Source organism: Halioglobus japonicus (genome assembly GCF_001983995.1).
In the GTDB taxonomy this organism is placed as follows: domain Bacteria; phylum Pseudomonadota; class Gammaproteobacteria; order Pseudomonadales; family Halieaceae; genus Halioglobus; species Halioglobus japonicus.
The window spans coordinates 3,571,848-3,593,848 of sequence record NZ_CP019450.1 but is presented as its reverse complement, the minus strand read 5'-3'; the positions used below and the strand labels follow the sequence as shown (position 1 = coordinate 3,593,848).

22 protein-coding genes are annotated in these 22,001 nt (G+C 56.5%); 16 read left to right on the top strand and 6 right to left on the bottom strand.

The window, feature by feature from the left end:
- Positions 1 to 8 precede the first annotated feature (8 nt).
- From BST95_RS16880 to BST95_RS16845, 8 genes are all read left to right on the top strand, one after another.
- Positions 9 to 377 carry a group III truncated hemoglobin gene (locus tag BST95_RS16880; protein ID WP_229801610.1) on the top strand — a complete coding sequence of 123 codons (369 nt, stop codon included), beginning with the start codon at positions 9 to 11 and terminating at the stop codon, positions 375 to 377.
- 124 nt (positions 378 to 501) lie between these two features.
- The gene (locus BST95_RS16875; protein ID WP_066050153.1) at positions 502 to 699 is read left to right on the top strand and encodes a hypothetical protein; all 198 of its coding nucleotides are present in this window, start codon (positions 502 to 504) and stop codon (positions 697 to 699) included.
- A gap of 10 nt (positions 700 to 709) precedes the next feature.
- Positions 710 to 991, top strand: a complete 282-nt coding sequence (locus BST95_RS16870; RefSeq protein ID WP_066050150.1) for a hypothetical protein — start codon at positions 710 to 712, stop codon at positions 989 to 991.
- A 15-nt stretch (positions 992 to 1,006) separates the two neighbouring features.
- Positions 1,007 to 1,816, top strand: coding sequence for a GIN domain-containing protein (locus tag BST95_RS16865; protein ID WP_084200649.1), 810 nt, complete (start codon positions 1,007 to 1,009; stop codon positions 1,814 to 1,816).
- A 15-nt stretch (positions 1,817 to 1,831) separates the two neighbouring features.
- Complete coding sequence (locus tag BST95_RS16860) at positions 1,832 to 2,206, top strand: GntR family transcriptional regulator (protein WP_066050144.1); 375 nt, start codon at positions 1,832 to 1,834, stop codon at positions 2,204 to 2,206.
- On the top strand, positions 2,203 to 3,057 hold the full coding sequence (locus BST95_RS16855; RefSeq protein ID WP_084200648.1) for an ABC transporter ATP-binding protein: 855 nt from the start codon (positions 2,203 to 2,205) through the stop codon (positions 3,055 to 3,057). Before BST95_RS16860 ends, BST95_RS16855 begins: the two co-directional genes overlap by 4 nt.
- On the top strand, positions 3,057 to 4,202 hold the full coding sequence (locus tag BST95_RS20180; protein ID WP_157114508.1) for a hypothetical protein: 1,146 nt from the start codon (positions 3,057 to 3,059) through the stop codon (positions 4,200 to 4,202). Before BST95_RS16855 ends, BST95_RS20180 begins: the two co-directional genes overlap by 1 nt.
- The gene (locus BST95_RS16845; RefSeq protein WP_169843984.1) at positions 4,192 to 5,430 is read left to right on the top strand and encodes an Nramp family divalent metal transporter; all 1,239 of its coding nucleotides are present in this window, start codon (positions 4,192 to 4,194) and stop codon (positions 5,428 to 5,430) included. The genes BST95_RS20180 and BST95_RS16845 overlap by 11 nt, the downstream gene beginning before the upstream one ends.
- 286 nt (positions 5,431 to 5,716) lie before the next feature.
- On the opposite strand, the gene BST95_RS16840 is transcribed toward BST95_RS16845, so the two are convergent.
- Positions 5,717 to 6,811, bottom strand: a complete 1,095-nt coding sequence (locus BST95_RS16840) for an agmatine deiminase family protein (protein ID WP_084200646.1) — start codon at positions 6,809 to 6,811, stop codon at positions 5,717 to 5,719.
- A 1,074-nt stretch (positions 6,812 to 7,885) separates the two neighbouring features.
- On the opposite strand from BST95_RS16840, the gene BST95_RS20175 reads away from it, so the two are divergent.
- A complete protein-coding gene (locus BST95_RS20175; RefSeq protein ID WP_205737299.1) occupies positions 7,886 to 8,311 on the top strand; it encodes a hypothetical protein in 426 nt (141 codons plus the stop codon).
- Between the two features lie 1,097 nt (positions 8,312 to 9,408).
- Positions 9,409 to 10,230: an alpha/beta fold hydrolase gene (locus BST95_RS16825; RefSeq protein ID WP_146004140.1), complete on the top strand. Its 822-nt coding sequence runs from the start codon at positions 9,409 to 9,411 to the stop codon at positions 10,228 to 10,230.
- A gap of 23 nt (positions 10,231 to 10,253) precedes the next feature.
- On the opposite strand, the gene BST95_RS16820 is transcribed toward BST95_RS16825, so the two are convergent.
- Positions 10,254 to 10,745 (bottom strand): VOC family protein, encoded by a 492-nt coding sequence (locus tag BST95_RS16820; RefSeq protein WP_084200642.1) that lies wholly within the window; start codon positions 10,743 to 10,745, stop codon positions 10,254 to 10,256.
- A 284-nt stretch (positions 10,746 to 11,029) separates the two neighbouring features.
- On the opposite strand from BST95_RS16820, the gene BST95_RS19835 reads away from it, so the two are divergent.
- Positions 11,030 to 11,194: a hypothetical protein gene (locus tag BST95_RS19835; protein WP_156507556.1), complete on the top strand. Its 165-nt coding sequence runs from the start codon at positions 11,030 to 11,032 to the stop codon at positions 11,192 to 11,194.
- Between the two features lie 61 nt (positions 11,195 to 11,255).
- Positions 11,256 to 11,405 (top strand): DUF2256 domain-containing protein, encoded by a 150-nt coding sequence (locus tag BST95_RS16815; RefSeq protein WP_082849862.1) that lies wholly within the window; start codon positions 11,256 to 11,258, stop codon positions 11,403 to 11,405.
- Between the two features lie 239 nt (positions 11,406 to 11,644).
- On the opposite strand, the gene BST95_RS21045 is transcribed toward BST95_RS16815, so the two are convergent.
- From BST95_RS21045 to BST95_RS16805, 4 genes are all read right to left on the bottom strand, one after another.
- Positions 11,645 to 11,770, bottom strand: a complete 126-nt coding sequence (locus BST95_RS21045) for a hypothetical protein (protein WP_268244984.1) — start codon at positions 11,768 to 11,770, stop codon at positions 11,645 to 11,647.
- Positions 11,771 to 11,827: 57 nt separating this feature from the next.
- Positions 11,828 to 11,965 carry a hypothetical protein gene (locus BST95_RS19830; RefSeq protein WP_157114507.1) on the bottom strand — a complete coding sequence of 46 codons (138 nt, stop codon included), beginning with the start codon at positions 11,963 to 11,965 and terminating at the stop codon, positions 11,828 to 11,830.
- An 844-nt stretch (positions 11,966 to 12,809) separates the two neighbouring features.
- A complete protein-coding gene (locus BST95_RS16810) occupies positions 12,810 to 14,795 on the bottom strand; it encodes an SDR family oxidoreductase (protein WP_084200641.1) in 1,986 nt (661 codons plus the stop codon).
- Between the two features lie 98 nt (positions 14,796 to 14,893).
- A complete protein-coding gene (locus BST95_RS16805) occupies positions 14,894 to 15,907 on the bottom strand; it encodes a helix-turn-helix transcriptional regulator (protein ID WP_084200640.1) in 1,014 nt (337 codons plus the stop codon).
- Positions 15,908 to 16,121: 214 nt separating this feature from the next.
- On the opposite strand from BST95_RS16805, the gene BST95_RS16800 reads away from it, so the two are divergent.
- From BST95_RS16800 to BST95_RS16785, 4 genes are all read left to right on the top strand, one after another.
- Positions 16,122 to 17,801: a class I adenylate-forming enzyme family protein gene (locus tag BST95_RS16800; RefSeq protein ID WP_084200639.1), complete on the top strand. Its 1,680-nt coding sequence runs from the start codon at positions 16,122 to 16,124 to the stop codon at positions 17,799 to 17,801.
- A 43-nt stretch (positions 17,802 to 17,844) separates the two neighbouring features.
- Positions 17,845 to 18,162, top strand: a complete 318-nt coding sequence (locus tag BST95_RS16795) for a hypothetical protein (protein ID WP_084200638.1) — start codon at positions 17,845 to 17,847, stop codon at positions 18,160 to 18,162.
- Between the two features lie 52 nt (positions 18,163 to 18,214).
- A complete protein-coding gene (locus BST95_RS16790) occupies positions 18,215 to 20,209 on the top strand; it encodes a multicopper oxidase family protein (protein WP_084200637.1) in 1,995 nt (664 codons plus the stop codon).
- A 155-nt stretch (positions 20,210 to 20,364) separates the two neighbouring features.
- The gene (locus tag BST95_RS16785; RefSeq protein WP_066050095.1) at positions 20,365 to 21,960 is read left to right on the top strand and encodes an isocitrate lyase; all 1,596 of its coding nucleotides are present in this window, start codon (positions 20,365 to 20,367) and stop codon (positions 21,958 to 21,960) included.
- Positions 21,961 to 22,001: the final 41 nt, after the last annotated feature.

Below are 22,001 nucleotides of genomic sequence, written 5' to 3'. Positions count from 1 at the left end.
TGCCGGCGGTGCCTGACCTCGATAGCCGAGCACAGGTAGAACAGTTTGTTGAACGGTTCTACGAGCGCATGCTCGCCGACGCTACCCTGGCCCCCATTTTCATCGATGTGGCGGCGATAGACCTCGATGTTCACCTTCCCCATATCAAGGATTACTGGTGCAAGCTGTTGCTGGGAGAGCGCGGCTACCAGCGTCACACCATGAATATCCATCGTCAGCTCCATGGTAAGCGCAGCCTCGCAGAGGCCGATTTTGCCCGCTGGCTGAGCCATTTCGAGGCCACCCTGGACGCCCATTTTGCCGGCCCCCAGACCGAAAAAGCCCGCCGAATTGCCGGTGCTATAGCAGCTAACATGGAGAAAGGGCTGGAATTCTAGCCTTTTTGAACCTCTTAACTCTCTGATATTTATGGGAAAACAAAATTTCTCCAGATAATTCCTTGCGATATACAGAACTAGTGATATAGTTGCGTATAACACCAATTCAGTGAGGTAGGGAAAAATGAGCATCAAACCACGGCAGCAGGTTATAGCCAGGAGCGACAAGCGGGGCATTGTGCACGCGGGTCTGTTCATCATCTGCGCCATGCTCAGTGCGCTCGGTATGGGCTTTACCGCCTTGTGGGCATTTTTGCCCGCGGCCGTATTGCTCGAAGTGTTGGGCAGGTTCAGCCCCGTGCGCCACGCCCGGCGCATGTAGGAGCGGCATCATGTGGCGTTATATTTCTGTTTTCTTCCTGATTGGCCTTGCAGTAGTGATTGTTCACTCGCAGGCTGGTCAGGTGGCACCGGCGCACGTGGCGCTGGTGCAGCTTCAGGATTGCCTGGAGCTGAATGCCGCCCAGCCAATGGCAGGGCAGGGTGAAGGCTTGTCGTTCAATGCGCTGGGACGTGCGCTGATGATCGGCTGCCTGAGCATCCTTCTCTTCGTGCCCGCAGCACTGCTGGCCGAATATTTTTCTGACGGCAGTGATGATCACACTGCGGCCTGAATCAGGAGAGCAACAATGATCAAATATACGTTTATTCCCGCGTCTTTTTGTTTGGCCACATTGGCCGCAGCTGAATCCATGACCGTGGACGATGTTCACGCCGATTCGATACTGGTTGTGGGCAGCGTCGAAGTGGAAGTGTCGCAGGGCGATGCTTTCGAACTGCAGGTGCGTGGCGACCGTGATGAACTTCAGCGCACGCCTTATTACATTAAGGGCAACACCTTGGTATTGGGCGCGGCCAGGCGCAATGACAACTACGACTACGGTTCCCTGCAATACAAAGTCACCATGCCCCGACTCGAAGAACTGGCACTGACAGGCAGCGGTGATGTTTTCATTAAGCCAATGGATGTGGATACTCTGGAGCTGAATGTGTCGGGCTCTGGCGACATCAAGGCCTTTTCGGTAGCCGCCGATGATGTCGAGCTTCGGCTCGATGGTTCCGGTGACCTGAAGGTGGCGAAACTGGATACGCCTACCCTCGAAGTAGTGGTGGCAGGGGCGGGCGATATCGCCATGGGTGAAGTAGCCCTGGATGTTGTGCAAGCGGTGATTAGCGGCTCGGGTGACATCAAGATCAAGTCCTCCAATCAAGCGGCTTCCACCGTTGATATGAATATCATCGGGGGCGGCACCATCGATTTCAGCCCAGTCGATTTTGACTGGGCTGAAATCAATATTATTGGTTCGGGCGATGCCCGGCTGGGTGAGGTAAAAGCCATGGAGGTGAACATTATTGGCAGCGGCGACGTGCAGTACAGCGGCGAGCCGGAAATCGACAGCAACATCATTGGCTCTGGCGATCTGAATCGCCGCCGCTAATCGGGAATTCTTGACGTGACTGTCGAATGGAATGATAAACAGCCGATCTATCGCCAGCTCCGCGACCTGGTGGCAGAGCGGATCATGGACGGCACCTTCCCTGAAGGTGAGGCTGTGCCCTCGGTGCGCCAGGTGGCATCTGATTACCAGATCAACCACCTGACCGTAGGTAAGGCCTACCAGGAACTGGTTGACGCCGGCCTTCTGGAAAAACGCCGTGGTCTGGGCATGTTTGTCCGCGAGGGTGCCAGCTCGGCGCTCACCAGCAACGAAAAACAACAGTTTATAGATGAGGAGGTGCCCGCGTTTCTCGATCGGGCGCGGGTTCTCGGTCTCGAGCTTCAGGAAGTCGTTGACCTGTTGCTCACCTCAGGGGGAGAAAAACAATGAGTACCATAATCGAAGCCAGGGGGCTGACCCGCCGCTTCGGAGATCTGCGTGCGGTTGATGAGGCGAGCTTTACCGTCAACTCCGGATCAGTGATGGGATTGATCGGGCCAAACGGCGCGGGCAAGACAACTTTGCTGCGCTCGCTGTTGGGTCTTACCGAGTTCGATGGCGAACTCGAGGTGCTCGGCTGCAGCCCACTTCGCGAGCGCGCCAAGCTGATGGAACAGGTGTGTTTTATCGCCGACACTGCGGTATTGCCACGGTGGATGAAAGTGGCGCAGTTGCTGGACTATGTGACGGGTATTCATCCCCGCTTTGACCGCGATCATGCCGAGGCCTTTCTACGCGATACCGATGTGAGCCTGAAGCGTCGCATTCGTGATCTCTCCAAGGGCATGATGGTGCAGCTGCACCTGGCTATGGTAATGGCGATTGATGCCAAGCTGTTGATTCTCGATGAACCGACGCTCGGCCTGGATATTCTGTTCCGCAAGCGCTTCTTTGAGCAGTTGATATCTGACTATTACGACGGTGAACGCACTATCATCATCTCCACCCACCAGGTGGAAGAGGTGCAGAACATTCTCACCGACGTCACGTTTATTGACCGTGGCAAGCTGGTACTGAGCCGTAGTATGGAATCCATCGAAGAAGATTTTGTGCAGCTGGACACCGTGGGTGAAAACGCCCAGCGCGCCATGGATATTCCGCACCTGGGTGCCCAGAGTATTCTCGGAGGCAAGTCAGTGATTTATGAAGACGTTGATCGCGCGCTGTTGGGGTCGCTGGGCAAGCTGCGCACACCGTCAATCGCCGATCTATTCGTGGCGATGATGGGAGGAGAAAAATAATGGCTACGATCAATACCCACCGTATCTATACCCTGGTGCAGCGTGAGCTGCAGGAATTCCACGTATCGCTGGTGATTACCCCCATTGTTACGGCCGCGATTCTGGCGGTGCTGATGTTTGCCAGCGTAATTCTCGCCGGCCGCATCACCGCCATCGGCGACAATATGTTCGAGGCCATTTTCAATGCTGACGATATAAGCCCGGTAATTGCGGTTCACATTGATGATGATCACGGCCTGGATCCTCCGTACCAACCAGCACCAGCACCAGCACCAGCACCAGCACCAGCACCAGCACCAGCACCAGCACCAGCACCGGCACCGTCACCGTCACTGCCGTCCGAAGCTGTTGAGTTTGTAGAGTTTGTAGCGGATGACCCCAACGCTTCGGAGGAATGGGACTTCTCGCGTGAGTGGCGTTTCGAACCCGGCGCCGATAGCGACGATGATGCGGAGTGGGAAGTGGAAGAGGTCGGCAGCCTTAATCCGGCACTTAATGTGCTCCACGGTATGCTGTTAATTACTTTGATCGTCGCGACCGTAAACTACCTGCTGAGTTGCCTGTACAACGACCGCAAGGACCGTAGCATTTTGTTTTGGAAGTCTATGCCGGTATCGGAGTGGGAAGAGGTGTTGGTGCGCCTAAGTGTGGCCCTGTTTGTGGCCCCCGCGATGTATATAGCGGTGTCGTTGATTCTGCAGATGGTGTTTATATTGCTAGCCATGGTGTTGGTGTCGCAGATGAATAAAGACCCCTTTGAAGCGGTACTGGGCAATATTGAGTTTGGTCACCTGCTTGTGCAGCAAATTGGTGGCTGGCTGCTGACCGCACTGTGGGTGGTGCCGGTGTACGCCTACCTGATGTTGGCATCAGCATTTGCCAAGCGCTCGCCTTTCCTGACCGCTGTTGTGCCGGTGATTGGTATGGTCATTGTTGAGGGCCTGTGGTTGGGCACGGATTATGCCGTTACCGCGGTGAAGAATCATTTGCCTTATTTTATAGGCGGCGAAAGTTCGGTGGGCTTTCACCTCCACGCCGGTTTCTGGGCCAATATCGATTATCTCAGCTTGTTCCTCGGACTGGCGTTTGCCGCAGCGGCTGTTGTAGCATCGGTGTATTTGCGGCGATATCGATTTGAAATCTGACTCTGTCAATCATTCAGCACCCCGAAGCCCCGGACCATTTGGTCCGGGGCTTCTTGTTACTGCAGCTTTCATCGGGCCGGGTACGGTGACCACTGCCAGTGTTGCTGGCGCCAGCTTCGGCTATGCCCTGTTGTGGGCGCTGCTGTTCTCTGTAATCGCCACCGCGGTGCTCCAGGAAATGTCTGCCCGGCTCGGGCTCGTGACCCGCCAGGGCCTCGCCCAGGCGCTGCGCGATACCTTCAGCGGCCGCTGGTACGGCACGGTAGCCGTCATTCTGGTCGTGGCCGCCGTGGGCTTTGGCAATGCCGCCTATGAAGCGGGGAATATCACCGGCGCCGCGCTGGGCTTGCAAGGGCTTAGCGGTGTTGATGGTTGGATCTGGTCGCTGCTCGTGGGCGGCGCCTCAGGCGCGCTGTTGTTCAGTGGCCGCTACAAAATGATTGAAGGCGTGCTGGTGGTATTGGTGCTGTTGATGAGCACCGTGTTCTTGCTCACCTTTATCATGGTGCGCCCCTCGCTGGCGGAATTCTTCGGTGGCATGCTCAGGCCGACCCTGCCCGAGGGTAGCCTGCTCACAGCCATCGCCCTGATCGGTACCACAGTGGTGCCCTATAACTTGTTCCTGCACTCCAGTGCTGTGCAGGAGAAGTGGCCTGCGTCCGAAGGTTTGGATAGGTCACTGCGTGCGGCGAGAGTGGATACCGGTGTCTCCATAGGCCTGGGCGGCCTTATCACGCTGGCGATTATGAGCACCGCCGCAGCGGCATTTTTCGGCAGCAACATGGAGATCACCGCCGCCAATATTGCGGTGCAGTTAGAGCCACTGCTGGGCTCGGCATCGCGCTACTTCTTTGCCATTGGCCTGTTTGCTGCAGGCCTGAGCAGTGCCGTGGCCGCGCCACTTGCAGCGGCCTACGCCGTGAGCGGTGCCCTGGGCTGGCAGGCGGATCTCGCCTCATGGCGCTTCCGCAGCATCTGGCTGGCCGTGCTGCTATGCGGCACATTCTTTGCCGTCATTGGCACCAAGCCACTTACCGCCATCCTCTTTGCCCAGGCCGCTAATGGCTTCCTGCTGCCCATCTGTGCGATTTTCCTGTTGCTCATGGTCAATCGCAAAGCCGCCATGGGTGGCCACTGCAATGGTCTCGCCAGTAACCTGCTGGGCGCGGTAGTGGTGGCGGTCACACTCGGCCTCGGCGGCCTTAAACTGTATCAGGTGTTATTCTGACAGCCTGATCGTGCACATCAGTCGTTAGGGAAGTAATGACCAGCGTGATTGCGGTTTGTTCGCTGGTGGTCGGCGCGATTAACTTGATGAATTTTCTATCCCATAATCTTTAGTCTTTGCTCTTATGCTGGTGGCGTTAGCGAGTTGAGTCGGCAGTCTCAAAGCGGACATTCAGTCGGGCCATATTTTATGCCACCAATTGTCGCCTTTGAGGTGTGAGATAAATCGGTTTGTTTCTGGTCTATTTCCACAACTCTATTGCAGGACAATTGAAAGATGAATGAAATTACAAGAGCGCGGGTTGATCGTTGGTGTGGCAGTGCACGCCACCGCCGTCGTACCAGGAGGCGAGCATTTCGATCACGTACACATCACGCCCCGGGAAATAACCCTCGATGCGCTTTCTCGCAGCGGCGTCCAGCTGTTCGTCACCGAAGCCCATAGTGATGACAAATCCATTGCCGACCATCCAGTTGAGGTAATTGGTATCGAATACCTTGTCGCGATAGCTCACCTTGCCATCGATGGGGTCTCGAATCACGTTGAGGCCTGCCCCGGCGATGGTTGCCGCGGCGGCGTCATACACGCTGCCGGTGGAACCATCGCCGGGACGGCAACTGGAGGTCTCGGTGCACTGTGAAACCACCACTGTGTCGGCATCGATGAAGCGTGCAAAGCCGTCGATGTGCCCGCGCGTCAGGTCGCCTTCAGGGATCCCTTCTACCATGATCACGCGGGATACGCCGAAGGCTGCTTTGAGATCGTCCACCGCCTGTGCGCGATCATAGCTCGGGTTGCGATCTGGGTCGCCCAGCGTGCTCCAGTTCAACAGCACGGAATCAACACCATTGAACTCCAGGTTGCCACGCTCATGCACGATATCGACAGACTCTACGGTCAGCCCAAGGCGTTCACCCAAGACTTTAGGTATGCGATCATCACTACGGTAAGGAATATCGCTGCCAAATGCGCCGCCCCAGGCATCAAAGCCCCAGTCCTGGATCACCTGTTTACCGTCGACTTCCAGGTAAACCGGGCCGTTGTCGCGCATCCAGGCACTGTCGTAGGGAATCGAAAGCCACTCGATGTTGGCGTGATCCGGATTCCCGCCGATTGACTCAATGGCCCTTCGCGCGCGCTGTTCAACATTATCTGACAGGTAAAGGATCTTGAGGGGTTGGTAGCGGCTGACGATGGTGGATATCTTCGCAAAAGCCGGCTCGAAAGAGCGCTCGTAGGGACCCGGCCATTGCAACCATGTCGCTGCCTGGGATTCCCACTCAGCGGGTACACGGCGATTGATGTCATCGGCTTGCAGTGCCGGCGCGACGATGAGTGCCGGTATCAGCCATGCCAGAGTGAAGACAGAGAACCACTTCATTGGGTTACATTTCCTGATTGCGCTGGGTCAACGTACAAGACTCCGAAATAGCATTCAAGACATCAATGTATAGCTTCATTCCGAAATGTGCAGGACGCGGGAGTCCCATCTACGAAGTATTTCGCTTCACGCCTGCTACGAGGTGGAAGGGGACATGTCCGCTTTCGCCTAACTGCGGTCGTTCTGTTATCGTTTCCTGAAAGTCCGCTTTCGTCCACAAAGCGGACATTAGCCGGCTCTACCCGCAAAGAGTGCTCTAAAACTAAGAAGGATCCATTTTCTTTGTGCGTCGACTGGAGCGTGTCGATCTCAGTCCTGTCATCGCGATTAGCATTGAGAGTGTTCCGATAGCTAAGAGAGATAGGCCGGGAACCGGTTTTGCGGGCTCCGGTCCAAATCCAGATGCGATGCCAATACCTGATAGATAGCTTGGAAAACTGACTGGCGAGGAGTCTGTATCTGGGCGACAACCTGCCAAAGAGCCGGCAGGAGGAAGGAGAACTCCCAATGAAAAAATATCCTCGTAAGTGCAGCTTACTATGAGATCGCTGGAGACAGGTCCTGCAGTTGTGGGCGAATATTGCACACTCACACTGCAAGGAATGTCTGACGACGGCATGCTCGGTATTGCACTACATCCGCTATCATCAATAACGAAATCGCTATTTGTTGATGTCACATCAACCGTAATAACCAAATTCGTTATGCCACCAGAAAGAAAGTCTTGAATAGAAAAGTCTATACTGCGCGTACCTGTGCTCGTGCCTACCGACTGATCTCCAAAGTCTTGCCCAACTGACGTATCTGGCGTAATCGTCATAATCGCGGGGGCCTCAGGCTGCGACCAGGCCTGAAAACTGAGGAGGCTAATCGTAAGTGTGGCCGTAGTCTTAATCGATTTTTTCATCTGGTTAGTGTCCTGACGAGATGCGAATTCAGTTACCGAGAATGCTGTATACGCACTATACTCACAAAATGTTTATCCTCAACTCTTGGTAAGTGGTGAAAGGGGACGAACTAGGAATTACGGTCAATGTCCGCTTCTGGCCCCTTTCCTGACTTCGAAGTATGTCTATGAATAAATTCCGTGAAGCATTCAGAGATGTAGCCAAACATTACTCTGAGCTGTATCCGCAGCGCTTCTGTCTAGCTGAAGACGAAGATCGAGATATCTTGAACTTTATCAAGTCGAACGACAACGGATTCGATATCCAGCTAGAATGCATGGACTACGGTGTCTACCCTAGTTCAGATGGGTGGCATACTGGCTGTTGGGATGTCGCAGTAATTCCACCAAGCAATCTACGCGATGTGATGGTTGAGTTCATAGAATCTATCTTGCAGGACGCAGAGCTGGTGATTCACTCTTCTAATGGAAAGCCCTATCGGTGGATTATGCGGTATCAGGTTGAGGGTGAACGAGTAGAGGACGAAACTGGACTCATACTCTTCAACTGGTTTGGTAAGCGCTCAGTGAGAACGTTGAGCAACTTCCGCTAATGGCCCCATGCCTGACTAGTTCAAGCACATGAGTAAATTCTTGATATATGGTCTAGGGCTGCTGATAGTTTTCCTGCTCGTGGCATTTTTGCTTTTCCTAACATTCGAAAACGCAGCAGTAGATCATGCTTCGTTCGGCATGCGGGGTACGCATTCTAGCGTACAGGGTGCTGGGGCTATTTGGGTAAACGTCGGTATTGTGGGGCTTTGCATTGCGACTTTAACTTACATAATCTCACTGCTCTGGCAGGGGAACGCATTGCTCAGCACATCCAAATTTCTTGGTATCATCGGCGCAATGCTTATTGCAGTTGGTGTACTCGTTGGTGGGGCTTAGTCAACGTCCGCTATTGGCCCCTTTGCTGACACTGGATTCCCGCCTTCGCGGGAATGACGGGAAGTGGCCTCTTAGCTGACATTAGTGAATATGGCGAGTTTTGATGGCCCATAGCGTCCACAAACCCAGTATCGTTCGAGTTAAGTTGGACTAAGCGAAGCTGTCCCTTCTGAACGACTAACAATGCAGGCTTATCGTGCATGAACATACCAGAATTTTATCAACAAATTATCACCTCACCCGGTTCAGCCACTCTGAGTGTTCTTTCCAAGGACGGTTCTATCCAATCTACGCTTGTATGGCCTGATTACGATGGCCAATTTATAAAACTTAATATGTTGTCCGGCTCCCCAAAGGAGGAAAGTATTAGGCGAGAAGGTAGAGCTACGATTCTTGTCTCGCATCGAACTAATGAGAATCTATACATTTCAATCCGCTGTGAGTTAGAGTCCATTGAGTCAGAAGGTGCGTTAGCGCACTTGGACAAGATCACGCAGCGAAATATGGGTGTCAGAAGCTGGTATGGCGAGGTTGAGCCTGCCGATTCAGAGTCAATGTCTCGACGGGTGATTGTTTACTTGAAACCGGTGAGAATCTATCACACATAGTAGTGCCCACTCCTGGTCCCTAAAAAGTCGGAAGTGGATTTTGCTAGTCTTCCAGATGAAATCTATCCATAGAACGATCGAGCAGACTACAAAAAAATGGCCAGTGCATACTGCTTTCGTTTTATGCTGGTTTGAAGGATGACCTCGTTAGCATGGACGACATCGATATTCGACGCAGCAATGCCATAACACCAGACGGTGTCGGGATTGCATACCAGATGTCTGGCTCCGGGCCAGCGCTCATTTGTGGTCATGCCATGGGGATGGATCACAGCATGTACGATCGCCATCGTGCATCGTTTTCTCAGGCGCACACGATGATTACGTTTGACCAGCGGGGTTCCGGTATGTCTGATCATCCGCCGTTCGAGGAAGGCGAACACAGTGCCTATACGGTCGAGCGTTTTGGCGACGATTTGAAAGCGGTGCTGGATGATGCGGGTGTTGAGAAAGCGATGATTCTTGGCTTTTCCATGGGCGCTGTTTCAGCGCTCTCGTTCGCCACACGATGGCCGGAGCGAGTCGATAAGCTCATATTGGCGTCGGCCATGGCATCGCGATTACCCCAGCCGATTATTGATCGGGCACGTCAGGTTGAGGACATGTTGGAACAAAGAGGGGTTAAGGAAACCCACGAGTTTTACTTTTCTGGGCCCTTGTTCGGAGGCCTTATAGAGCAGGAGAGTACTCGTGAGCAGATTGTACGGGGAGGGGAGCAGGCAACGGCCCACGGGTTCAAGGGTTGCTTCCGCGTTACCATTGACCGTCCCTCACTCGTGGAGCATTTACACGTGATCGATAGCCCGACACTGATTATGGTTGGTGAGACGGATACGCACTACCTCGCCGAGGCCGAGTTATTGGAGCGAGAGATCAAAGGGGCAAAACGCGTCGTTATGCCGGGTGTAGGCCACGCTATGTGCGCACAACGTCCGGAGCAATTCGAATCTACCGTTCTGGAATTTATTGCGTAAGTCTTTCGCGGACGCAGGCTTTTTTATTCAGTCGACCACTTACTAAGATGTATCTCGATCAACTCAATCAGCGTGCCATCAGGGTCACGGCAGATCGCAATGTCTGCCAACTCTCCGACCCCTGCTGTGGGTGCTGATAGAAACTCAACGCCGGCTTGCTTCAGTAGTGCGTAGTCAGCGGCAAGGTCCTGTGTCGCCAGACACAGGCGCATCATGCCCAGGTCGTCATTCGCGCCGGCTGGCCGCGGTGCGTCCTTTGCGTATTCGGTCAGGTCGATTTTGGGGAAGCCATTATCAAGCTGCATGATGCACGCCCGCGCCTTGGTCCCTTCCGCTACGTTCAAAGCGTTCGACTGGGCGGCGGGGATGGCTGAGGGCCTGTCTTTTCCAATACCCAGATAAGGCACCCCAGGTATCAGCACGCTGAAGCCGAACTTCTCGTAGAACGCAATTGACGCGTCGAGATTGCTCACATTGATGTTGATATGTCCCCAGCTGAGGTTGGGTGTTGGCATCGTAATCGTCTCTTCTTTGTCTGAGTTCGCATGGTAGTGGTCACGCCTGTCTCTGCGAGCATACCTAATCTGGAGGCGGCTTTCCGCAGGTGGCCTCTCTTGGTGAGCTATTTCAGGAGAACCACGTGTCAGTCTTACGTCCGATTGGCTAACTGACGAGCCATATTGTCATGATCTGGGCATGATTCACGCGATTGCGATGTGCAATGCCGCGGAATTGGTCGCAGGTATGGTCATGAACTTACCGGTGTCGGGGCGCGCAGTGGATTCCCCAGGAGGCGACTGTGGCGTCCGCCAGAGAGGCAAAAATTGATCTCTATGCGACCTACGATGGTACCTTCATCGCCCTCTCGCTGCCCGGCGGAATCACGGTGCATGTGGTTGCGCTGGATGACGTCGGCAATGAGTATTTCAACGAAGTGATCACGATGAGTGTGAATTTCGACTGATATCGGCGAGGCGATCCCCGGCCTATTGATCGGGGTTTTTTCCGCTTGCGTATCTTTACGCATGTCGAAGAAGAACCTGCCGGTAAAGCTCTGCCCCGTCTGCCTGCGCGAATTCACCTGGCGCAAGAAGTGGGAGCGCGACTGGGACTCGGTCAGATATTGTTCTGAACGCTGTCGTCGCTCTCGGTCAACACGCCAGCGCATCCATTAGTTCAGGCGCTCAACCCGGCGCAGATCGTATTGCTTGTCGAGTATTGCTGTCTTGGACTCGTACATGCGCACCACAGCCATCAAGTAGCCGGCGGGAATGGGCAGCCAGGTCTTGGTTTTGTCCTAGGGTTCGCCCGCCGATAGGGTAGTCTCTGCATAGAGGTTGGTCACAGCAATCTTGAAGTAACGGCCATTGGTGTCAGGCGTGTGAAAGATGCGCAGCTTTTTGCTGATATCAAACTAGGCGCTGAAGTACAGGGTGTCGTTGTTGGGTAAGCGGATATTGCCCGCGGTTTGCGGGCCAACAATTTCTGGAAAGCGATAGAACCGGTTAATAGGGGCATAGACGCGCTGGTCAGGTTCCACAACATGGGTTTCATTGTGCGCCTGTTTTTACATGTCCACGATCGGGTAGCCTTAGAGCTAGGCGAGGGTGCCAATGCTCGCCGCCATCTGTTCGGCAATAATCGCATCGTTGCGCAACTGCTGGGAGCGAATGAGTGACGCGGGATTAAACGTGTTCACGGCAATAGCGATAGGGATTGCTACGGTGAGCAACACCCAGAAGATTTTTTAGTCAGCACATTGCCCATAACGGCACGACCCCTTGGCTTAATCGGTTCCTTGGGTAGTCAAAGCGCCACGTGATCAACAGATGCTGTCGTCGATCTGTGGTCTCGCTATTGAGACTAGCGGCGAGAATAAGGGCGTGTTGAGCTCAATGGGGCCGCTTGGTGAATTCCCTGGCGGCTTTGTGGGTACTGGCTGGAGTGATTCCGCGGCCCGGGGCCAGGCTGGATTCGCCGCCGCCCGCACTATGCCTATACTTGGAGGTGCGAGGTGTTTGAGGATCGCTTCATGAAGTGCATCAAAACAGGTGCGTTGTTGCTTTTAGTGGTGGTTGCCCCGCTGTCTGCCAGCGAGTTCACGTATATCTGCATCGACACCGCCACGGGCGAAGTCAATCCCAGTAACACCCCGTGTTCCGCCAGCGGCGGAACCGGCTATGTCCCGCCATCTCCTCCCAGTGCAAACCCGGGCGTGGTGAGTGAGCGGGTTAGCCCTGTCGCCCCGCGCACGCCAGCATCCAGTTCCCCCAGACCAGCACCTCCCTCAACTCCAGCAATGCAGACAACGCCCAGGCAGCTGCAATCGCCTGCACCGGTAGTCAATGTGTGTGATGCCGCAGGGTGCTGGGACACCAGGGGGAATCGATATACCCAGGGGCCGGCACCACCTACCATCGGCAGGACGGCAGGAGTTGCCAGAGTATTGGCGGGAATATGCACTGCAACTAGGTGTCCGCAACAGGTCTGGCGCTGGGCTGGGAGTACTCACTGCAGGTTTAACGAAAAGCGCCCCGTGGGACGGGGCGCTGATGTAGGCGGAGTGTAGGCGTACAGATTTAGAAGTGAACCCCTTTCATCAGCGCTGCCAACGCCACCTGCTCGTTCGACGCTTCCACTTTCTCCGCTTTCTTGTCGCCGCGGGCGGCCGCTGAGTCGTTAAACATGCGGAACACAATGTTCATCACCACCTCGGAGACACGCGGTGCCAGGGCGTTCTGCACCTGCAGGAAGATGCCCAGGTTAGTGGCAATGCGCTTGGGTTTGTTGATGACTGCATCCACAACCATGTCGGTGGCTTCGTCCGGAGTGAGGACGGGCATAGAGTCGTACACGGTGGTCGCCTCGATCATGGGCGTGCGCACCAGGGGCATGTTGATGGTGGTGAAACGCACATTGAGATCGGAGTATTCCACCGCAGCGGCTTTGGTCCAGGCGTCCAGCGCGCTCTTGGAAGCCACATAGGCGGAGAAGCGCGGGCTGGGGGTGAGTGCCGCAATCGACGACATATTGATGATGTGGCCGGATTTGCGCTCGGACATGGACGGCAGCAGCGCCATGGTGAGGCGGATTGCGCCGAAGTAGTTCACCTGCATGGTGCGCTCGAAATCGTGGAAGCGATCGTAGGACAGTTCCAGCGAGCGGCGGATGGAGCGGCCGGCGTTGTTGATCAGAATGTCTACGTGGCCGTGGGCGGCCAGTACTTCTGCGGCGAGGCGGTCACAGTCTTCCAGTACTGACACATCCGCCTGGTAAATCGACGCCAGGCCACCAAAGCGGGCAATTTCTTCCGCGGTTTCTTCGAGTTTGTCGGCGGTACGCGCCACCAGCAGAACATGCGCGCCGGCTTCGGCCAGGCGAATGGCGGAGTTCTTGCCAATGCCTGAAGAGGCGCCGGTAATCAGCACAATCTTGCCGCCAACGTTACCTTCCAGGGAGTGGTCGATAAACAGGTCCGGGTCGAGGTTGCGCTCCCAGTAGTCCCAGACGACGGGCGCGTAGTCGCGCAGCTCTGGACATTGAATACCGGTGCCCTTGAGTGCGCGCTCGGTGTCGCGGTTGTCGTAACGGGTGGGGAAGTTGGTGAACATGGTCACCGAATCCGGCAGGCCCATGTCTGCCAGAATCGTGTTGATGATGCGCTTAATAGGAGGCAGGTTGGCCACAGTGTCGCGAACCACGCGGGGAACAAAGCCGAACATGCGCGTGTCCAGACGCATGTTAAAGCGCGGCGTGTGGCCGGCGTCGGCAAAGATGTTCAACATGTTGCCCATGCTGTGGTGCTCGGGGTCGGTCAGGTGGAAGCAGCGGCCGTCCATGTCGTCCATGTGGGCGATGTGGTCCATGGCGTCTACTACGTAATCCACGGGCACGACATTGAACTTGCCGCCTTCAATGCCGATCAGCGGGAACCACGGTGGCAGCACATTGCGCAGTTTCTGCAGGCTCTTGAAGAAGTAGTAGGCGCCATCGATCTTGTCGATCTCACCGGTCTTGGAGTGGCCAACCACCATCGCGGGGCGGTAAATGCGCCAGGGGATCTTGCACTCGCTGCGCACCAGGCCTTCGGAATCGTGCTTGGTGGCGAAGTAGGGGTGCTCGAGCTTCTCGGCTTCCTCGAACATGTCTTCACGGAACGTGCCGCGGTACATACCGCCAGCAGCGATTGAACTCACGTGCTGGAAGCAGCCGGCATCGAGTGCCTCGGCCAGCTGGATCGCGTTGCGTGTACCCTCAATGTTAGTTTTGATTTGCGATTCTGCAGATGCCGACAGGTCGTAAATGGCCGCCAGGTGGCAGAAGTGCTTGATGGAACCCGTCAGGTCGGCAAGGGTGGCGTCGTCCAGGCCCAGCAGGGGTTCACGCAGGTCGCCCTCTACAGGAATCAGGCGGTCGCCGCCGGCGCCGAAGCGCTGCTGTAGTTCCTCAAACTTCTCGCGTGAGCCGGCGCGGGTCAGGACGTAGATATCGCCCTCGCGCTCAATGAGTTTCTCGATGAAAAACTTACCGATAAAACCGGTGCCGCCGGTAATGAAATAGGCCATAACGCTGCTCCTGGTAGATGAAGTGGACAGCACTAAGTCTAGGCGGTTATGGGATTCTCACAATGGCGGCAATTTTCAATCGAGGGGGGCAAGAATTTTCAGCTGCTATGGGCACGATATTCCTGGGGGGTCATACCGGTCCACTTCTTGAAGGCGCGATGGAAAGTGCTGCTGTCGGAAAAGCCCAGCAGCTCCGCCAACTCAGCGGTGGTGTGGGCACCCTGATTCAAATAGGACACGGCCGCATCCTGGCGGCACTGATCCTTGAGTTGCTGGAAGGATGTGCCTTCGTCCTTGAGGCGGCGATGCAGGGTGGGGGTGGTTAAATGCAGCCGCTCGGCGACATCCTGCAGGCTGGGCAGGGCACGGCTGAAATCGCTGCCGATCAGGTGGCGAATGCGCTGGGCCAGGCTGTGATCTTCCGGGCTGATGCGAAAGAGCTCCGCCGGGTAGGTGGCGAGCATGGTTTCCAGAGACTGCTCGCTCTGGACAATGGGAAAGTCCAGGTAGCGGCTGTGGAAGGCGAAGGCGTTCTGGTCTGCCGTGAACTTAACCGGCTGTCCAAACACGTCGCGGTAATCTTTGCCCGGCTCTGCGGCATCGCTGATCTCGATGGCCTGCAAATCGATAAAGCAGCCAATAAACCAGCCGCAGAGCCGGTGCCACATGGCCATCGACAGTATCTTGCCGGTCAGCCCGGGCAGCCAGTGCAGCGACTCGATGCTGAAGTTTTCTGCCGAGGCGAGGGTCCGGTCACTGTTTTCGTCAAAAATAAAACGGCACCAGGTGGTGTCACCGCGCTGCTCAATTTCGAAGGTTTCACCGCCGGTTTGCATGCGCCGGAAATACACCGAGGCTCGTTGCAGGGCCTGGCGCAGATCACGTGCGTGGAGCATGGCCTGGAACATCATTCTGAAGGCGCTGAACAGGCGGGTGTCGTCAGGGTCCATGGCGTTATCGGGCAGGTGGTCCTGAAGTTGATGCACGAGATGGATAAACAGGCGGCCGTATTCCTCCACGGAAATGACGGCGCCCGGCACGGCCTGGGTCTCCAGCAATGCCAGGGGTAATCTGGCCTCGGCCAGGTCAGCGCGCAGTTGGTCCCGCGGCACCGGGCCAGTCGCAGCAACGACTGGGCGTATTTTAGGGGTATCGTGTCAGCCACGGGATGAACTCCTGAACTGAGCCCATTCTACTGGTGCCGGCCGCTTGGGCAAGCCGTCGCATTGGTGCAAAATCCGCCCACTGAATCCTGCAAAGTCTGCTGGAGGCATTTTCGGCCTCGCGATAAGGCTGGGCAGAAACTGAACGCACCGAGAATGACCGATGTCCGAGTTTAAACAGGAATTTGATACTGCACTGGCCCAGCTGACAGGCGAAGGGGCCCCCTTTGAGGTGGCCACCGATGCCCAGGGGCAGCGTTACTACAGCGGCGCGCCGGCCAACGTGCGCGAGGCGCTGGCGGTGGCGCGCAACCATGGTGATCGAGAGTTTCTGATCTACGAAGGCGAGCGCCGCAGCTTCAATGAGCTGATGGATGAAGCCGATGCTCTGGCGGCGGCGCTGCAGGACGCAGGCATCGCCAAGGGCGACCGGGTAGCGCTGGCCATGCGCAACTACCCGGAGTGGATGGCCGGGTTTATCGCAGTGACGGCCATCGGCGCAGTTGTGGTGCCTATTAACAGTTGGGGGCAGCCGGCAGACATCGCCTTTGCGGTGAACGATGCCGAGGCCAAGCTGGCCATTTGTGACCAGCAACGTGCTGACGGCGGCGGCGCGATGCTGGCAGAAGCCGGTGTGCGAGTGGTGATCGCCCGCCCCAGTGACGAGAATGATCCCGCCGGTCTGCCTAACTTCGTCCGCGATTTTGTCGGTCAGCAGCCATCCCAGGTGGATATCGATGGCGATGATCTTGCTCTCATCATGTATACCTCAGGCACCAGCGGTAAGCCCAAGGGCGCGGCCTCCACCCACCGGGCGCTGTGCCAGGCGGTGTTCAATATCGAGTGCTTTGCGATAGCTGCGGCAATGACCAATGGCGACCTGATTACTGCCATGCTGGAGCGCGGCCATGAGCCCACTTCACTGCTGGCGGTGCCGCTGTTTCATGTGAGCGGTTGTCACGCTCAGTTCCTGGTAAACCTGCGCGGCGGGCGCCGCATTGTGATGATGTACAAGTGGGACGTGGACCGCGCGCTGCAGTACATCGAGCAGGAGCGTATTACCTCCCTGGCAGCGGCGCCTTCCATGGTGCTGGACCTGCTCGAAGCAGAAGCCTTTGACAGTGCAGATACCTCCAGCCTGTTCTCAGTGGGAGTCGGCGGCGCGGCTACACCGCCCCGAGTGCGGGCACTGCTGGAGGCGAAACTGCCCCAGAACTTCAGCGGCACCGGCTACGGTATGACCGAGACCAATGCCCAGGGTGCGTCACTGACGGGCCACGCATTCAGTGCCAAACCCGGTACTTCAGGTTTCCCCCATCCCATCGTACAGTTCCGTATCTGCGACGAAATGGGCGAGGAGTTGCCTGCGGGCAGCACTGGCGAAATCTGGGTGCGCGGCGTTACCGTGATTCGCGAGTACTGGCATCGCCCCGAAGCCAATGCCAGCGACTTTAGCGACGGCTGGATGCGCACCGGCGACATCGGTTATTTCGATGACGAGGGCATGATCTTCCTCGCGGACCGCGCCAAGGACATGATTCTGCGCGGCGGTGAGAACATCTACCCGATCGAAATTGAAAACCAGCTGCTGGATCACGAGGCCGTGCGCGAGGTGGCCGCGATTGGCCTGCCCCACGAGCGCTGGGGTGAGGAAGTGGCAGTGGTGGTGTGTCTGCACGAGGGTTCCAGTCTTACCGAAGAGGCGCTGCTGGCTTATGCCCGTGAACACTTGGCGGCCTTTAAGGTGCCGAGCAAAGTGATTTTCTCGGACGAGCCCCTGCCGCGGAACGCCACGAACAAAGTGCTCAAGAAAGACCTCAAGGCGGCTTTGCAGGCCGCTTGAACGGCGATGGTGTCGCCGGCACCTTAGTGTTAGGCTGCGCGCTATGAAAGTGATCCTGGGTAACATGTTGCTGTGCGCGCTGCTGGTTTGGCAGTCGCTCGCCGCTGCCGCGCCGATGGACTGCGAAGCGCAGTCGTCGGATCGCGCGCCCTGTCATGAGCAGGTAATAGAACCAGCGCTGCTCTCCATGGATGACTGTGATCACTGTCAGGATTGTCTTGTACCCAACCCCGTTGCGGCGCCCATGGCGCGTATCGCTATGGCACCTGGGCTGACAGTCATACATTCCTTTTCACCGCCCGCTGCGCCTTTGGCCCCGGTGGACGATATCGACCATCCCCCTAACTCCCAATACACCTGAATCGCCTATTTTTGTGTATTAGCGCGACCTGATTCGCGCAAGGGAGTTATTAATGCAATACCTGCTTTTTTGGGCGCTGGCTCTATTTACCGGTGCCACCACTGCCGCCACTGTGGAATACGATCTCCATATCGGATACGGCACCCTCAATAAATCCGGCAAGCCCGTCCAGGCCATGCTGGTTAACGACAGTTATCCCGGTCCGGTGCTGCGGTTTACCGAGGGCGATACCGCCCGAATCCGGGTCACCAATAATCTGGACGTGGATTCGTCGATCCACTGGCACGGCTTGCTGGTGCCGCCTGCCCAAGATGGCGTGCCCTATATGTCCAGCTTGCCGATCGGCCCCGGCGAGACCTTTGAATATGAGTTTGCCCTCAAGCATGCCGGTACCTATTGGTACCACTCACATACGGACCTGCAGGAGCAATCCGGTGTGCATGGCGGCATTGTTGTGGCGCCGCCGCAGGGTTTGGGTGACCAGCCCGAGGCAGTGGTGGTCTTACAGGACTGGACGGATGAGGATCCGCACCAGGTACTCCACAACCTGAAGAAAGACGGCCATTACTACGCGCTCAAGAAAGACAGCGTCATCAGTATTGCCGGTTACCTGGAGCGGGGTGCCATGCGCAACTGGTGGGACAGTCGCTGGCAGCGTATGGGCGGGATGGACGTGGCCGATGTGGCCTATGACGCATTTCTGGTGAATGGCGAGCCCGAGATCCGCCTGTTTGAGACGGCGCAGCCCGGAGAGCGAGTGCGACTGCGGCTGGTTAATGCCGGTGCCTCTACCTACTTTTTGCTGCACTCGGCAGGTTTACAGACCCGGGTGGTTGCCGCCGATGGGCTGGATGTTGACCCGGTGGCTGTTGATGAGGTCCTGCATGCGGTGGCCGAGACCTATGACCTGGAAATCACCATCCCTGACAATGGCGCTGCGGAGTTGCGTGCCACGGCGCAGGACGGCTCAGGGTATGCCTCGATCATCGTCGGCAGCGGCCAGGCCCGCTATGCCACGCCAATGACACCACCGGACCTGTACGCCAGCCACGCCGACCACGATATGAGCAGCATGGGTGGCGAACATGCCCATCATCACATGCACCACAGCGGTCCGCGGCGATTGGCTTATAGCGACCTTGAGACATTAGAGGCCGCGCGCTATGCCGGTGGTGCGGATGCCCGCACCGTTGAGTTGCGACTGACCGGCAATATGGAAACCTATAACTGGTCCTTCAACGATTTGCCCCTGTCCCGGGCGGATAAAATCCTGGTGGAGCGGGGTGAGACGGTGCGGTTCCGGTTTGTAAACGAAACCATGATGCATCATCCCCTGCATTTACACGGTCACTTTTTCCGCGTGATTACAGGTGAAGGACGCGGGCCCATGAAGCACACCGTGGACGTGCCACCCATGGCCACGGTTGAAATCGAGTTTCTGGCCAATGAAGAGAAAGACTGGTTCTTTCACTGCCACAACCTGTACCACGCCAAGACGGGCATGGCCCGGGTGATTCGCTACAACGACTACCAGGGTGCCCCGGCGCTGATGGCGGCCAAGAAAAACAGCCCCGATATCCGCGATACCGATTTCTACTATGCGCTGAAACTGGAACTTCTCAATAACCTGGGCATGGCCGAGGGATGGACAGCCAACGCCCGGCATCGCTTCGAATTTGAGGCCCAATCATTGGATTGGGAAGATGAGCGCGGTGAGCTGGCCTATCTGTATCGCTTTAACCGCTGGACCCAGGGCCTGGCCGGGGTTGAAAAAGACGCGGGTGAGGACCCGGAGTACCGGCTGGGGCTGCGCTATATGCTGCCGATGATGATTGATATGGACGTTTATTTGACAGATGAGGGGCATGCCGGGGTGGCTTTTGATACCCATTTTCAGCTCACCAAGCGGGTTCAGGCCCACTGGGAGTGGGAATCTGAGGGCAACTACCACCTCGGGGTGGAATATCGCTTCAATGAGCGCATTTCTGCTGAGGCCGCCTATACTGACACGGTGGACGCCTCCGTGGGGGTGAAACTCCGTTTCTAGACCTTCACCTGGTCGCTACACATTCATGGTGTGAATAGCAATAATCCCGACTATCTATTTCAGTTATGTCTGCGCCGGGACTAATATTCGCACCACTGACTGGCTGACCTCGGTCGCCCGCCATCCATAGTCCCCAATTGAACAGAGGTATCGATATGTCTACTCTCCAGAATGACATCAACGACATCACCGAACTGTGCAGCCAGAACGGTTCTGCATGGGACGGTATCAGCCCCGAATCTGCCGCCCGCATGCGCGCTCAGAACAAATTCAAGACCGGTCTCGACATTGCCAAGTACACCGCTGCGATCATGCGCAAGGACATGGCTGAGTACGACGCCGACACCGCTCAGTACACCCAGTCTCTGGGTTGCTGGCACGGCTTCATTGGCCAGCAGAAGCTGATCGCCATCAAGAAGCACTTTGGCGACACCAACAAGCGCTATCTCTACCTGTCCGGCTGGATGATCGCGGCCCTGCGCTCCGAGTTCGGCCCGCTGCCCGACCAGTCCATGCACGAGAAGACGTCCGTATCAGGCCTGATCGAAGAGCTGTATACCTTCCTGCGCCAGGCTGACGCCCGCGAACTGGGCGGCCTGTTCCGCGCCCTGGACGATGCCCGCGAAGCTGGCGACGAAGTTAAAGCCAAGGACATCCAGAACCAGATCGACAACCACCAGACTCACGTTGTGCCCATCATTGCGGACATCGACGCTGGTTTCGGTAACGCGGAAGCGACCTACCTGCTGGCCAAGAAGATGATCGAAGCCGGTGCCTGTGCGATCCAGATCGAAAACCAGGTATCTGACGAGAAGCAGTGTGGCCACCAGGACGGTAAAGTAACCGTTCCCCACGAAGACTTCCTCGCCAAGATCCGCGCGGTTCGTTACGCGTTCCTGGAGCTGGGTGTAGACGACGGTGTTATCGTTGCCCGTACCGACTCCCTGGGCGCTGGCCTGACCAAGCAGATCGCTGTAACTCACGAAGAAGGCGACCTGGGCGACCAGTACAACAGCTTCCTGGATTGCGAAGAAATCGATCCTTCTGACATGAAGAACGGCGACGTTGTTCTGAACCGTGGCGGCAAGCTGCTGCGTCCCAAGCGTCTGGCTTCCAACCTGTTCCAGTTCCGTGCCGGCACTGGCGAAGATCGCTGCGTACTGGACGGCATCACTTCCCTGCAGAACGGCGCAGACCTTTTGTGGATCGAAACCGAGAAGCCCCACGTTGGCCAGATCGGTGGCATGGTTAACCGCATCCGCGAAGTTATGCCCAACGCCAAGCTGGTTTACAACAACAGCCCGTCCTTCAACTGGACTCTGAACTTCCGTCAGCAGGTATTCGATGCCTGGACTGAAGAAGGCAAGGACGTTTCTGCCTACAACCGTGATGAGCTGATGAGCGCCGACTACGACGAGTCTGAGCTCGCTGCCGCGGCTGACGAGAAGATCCGTACCTTCCAGGCGGACGCTGCTCGCGAAGCAGGTATCTTCCACCACCTGATCACTCTGCCGACTTACCACACTGCGGCCCTGTCTACTGACAACCTGGCCAAAGAGTACTTCGGTGATGCAGGCATGCTGGGCTACGTTGCTGGCGTACAGCGCAAGGAAATCCGTCAGGGTATCGCCTGCGTTAAGCACCAGAACATGGCTGGCTCCGACATGGGCGACGACCACAAAGAATACTTTGCTGGCGACGCGGCCCTGAAGGCAGGCGGTAAAGATAACACCATGAACCAGTTCGGCTGATTCATCGTGTGATCAAAAAAGGCGGGCTTTTAGCCCGCCTT

Coding starts and splice junctions, on each gene's coding strand:
- BST95_RS16875 (WP_066050153.1), top strand. CDS start 502: ATGAGCATCAAACCACGGCAGCAGGTTATAGCCAGGAGCGACAAGCGG.
- BST95_RS16870 (WP_066050150.1), top strand. CDS start 710: ATGTGGCGTTATATTTCTGTTTTCTTCCTGATTGGCCTTGCAGTAGTG.
- BST95_RS16865 (WP_084200649.1), top strand. CDS start 1,007: ATGATCAAATATACGTTTATTCCCGCGTCTTTTTGTTTGGCCACATTG.
- BST95_RS16855 (WP_084200648.1), top strand. CDS start 2,203: ATGAGTACCATAATCGAAGCCAGGGGGCTGACCCGCCGCTTCGGAGAT.
- BST95_RS20180 (WP_157114508.1), top strand. CDS start 3,057: ATGGCTACGATCAATACCCACCGTATCTATACCCTGGTGCAGCGTGAG.
- BST95_RS16840 (WP_084200646.1), bottom strand. CDS start 6,811: ATGAAGTGGTTCTCTGTCTTCACTCTGGCATGGCTGATACCGGCACTC.
- BST95_RS20175 (WP_205737299.1), top strand. CDS start 7,886: ATGAATAAATTCCGTGAAGCATTCAGAGATGTAGCCAAACATTACTCT.
- BST95_RS16825 (WP_146004140.1), top strand. CDS start 9,409: ATGGACGACATCGATATTCGACGCAGCAATGCCATAACACCAGACGGT.
- BST95_RS16820 (WP_084200642.1), bottom strand. CDS start 10,745: ATGCCAACACCCAACCTCAGCTGGGGACATATCAACATCAATGTGAGC.
- BST95_RS16815 (WP_082849862.1), top strand. CDS start 11,256: ATGTCGAAGAAGAACCTGCCGGTAAAGCTCTGCCCCGTCTGCCTGCGC.
- BST95_RS16810 (WP_084200641.1), bottom strand. CDS start 14,795: ATGGCCTATTTCATTACCGGCGGCACCGGTTTTATCGGTAAGTTTTTC.
- BST95_RS16800 (WP_084200639.1), top strand. CDS start 16,122: ATGTCCGAGTTTAAACAGGAATTTGATACTGCACTGGCCCAGCTGACA.
- BST95_RS16795 (WP_084200638.1), top strand. CDS start 17,845: ATGAAAGTGATCCTGGGTAACATGTTGCTGTGCGCGCTGCTGGTTTGG.
- BST95_RS16790 (WP_084200637.1), top strand. CDS start 18,215: ATGCAATACCTGCTTTTTTGGGCGCTGGCTCTATTTACCGGTGCCACC.
- BST95_RS16785 (WP_066050095.1), top strand. CDS start 20,365: ATGTCTACTCTCCAGAATGACATCAACGACATCACCGAACTGTGCAGC.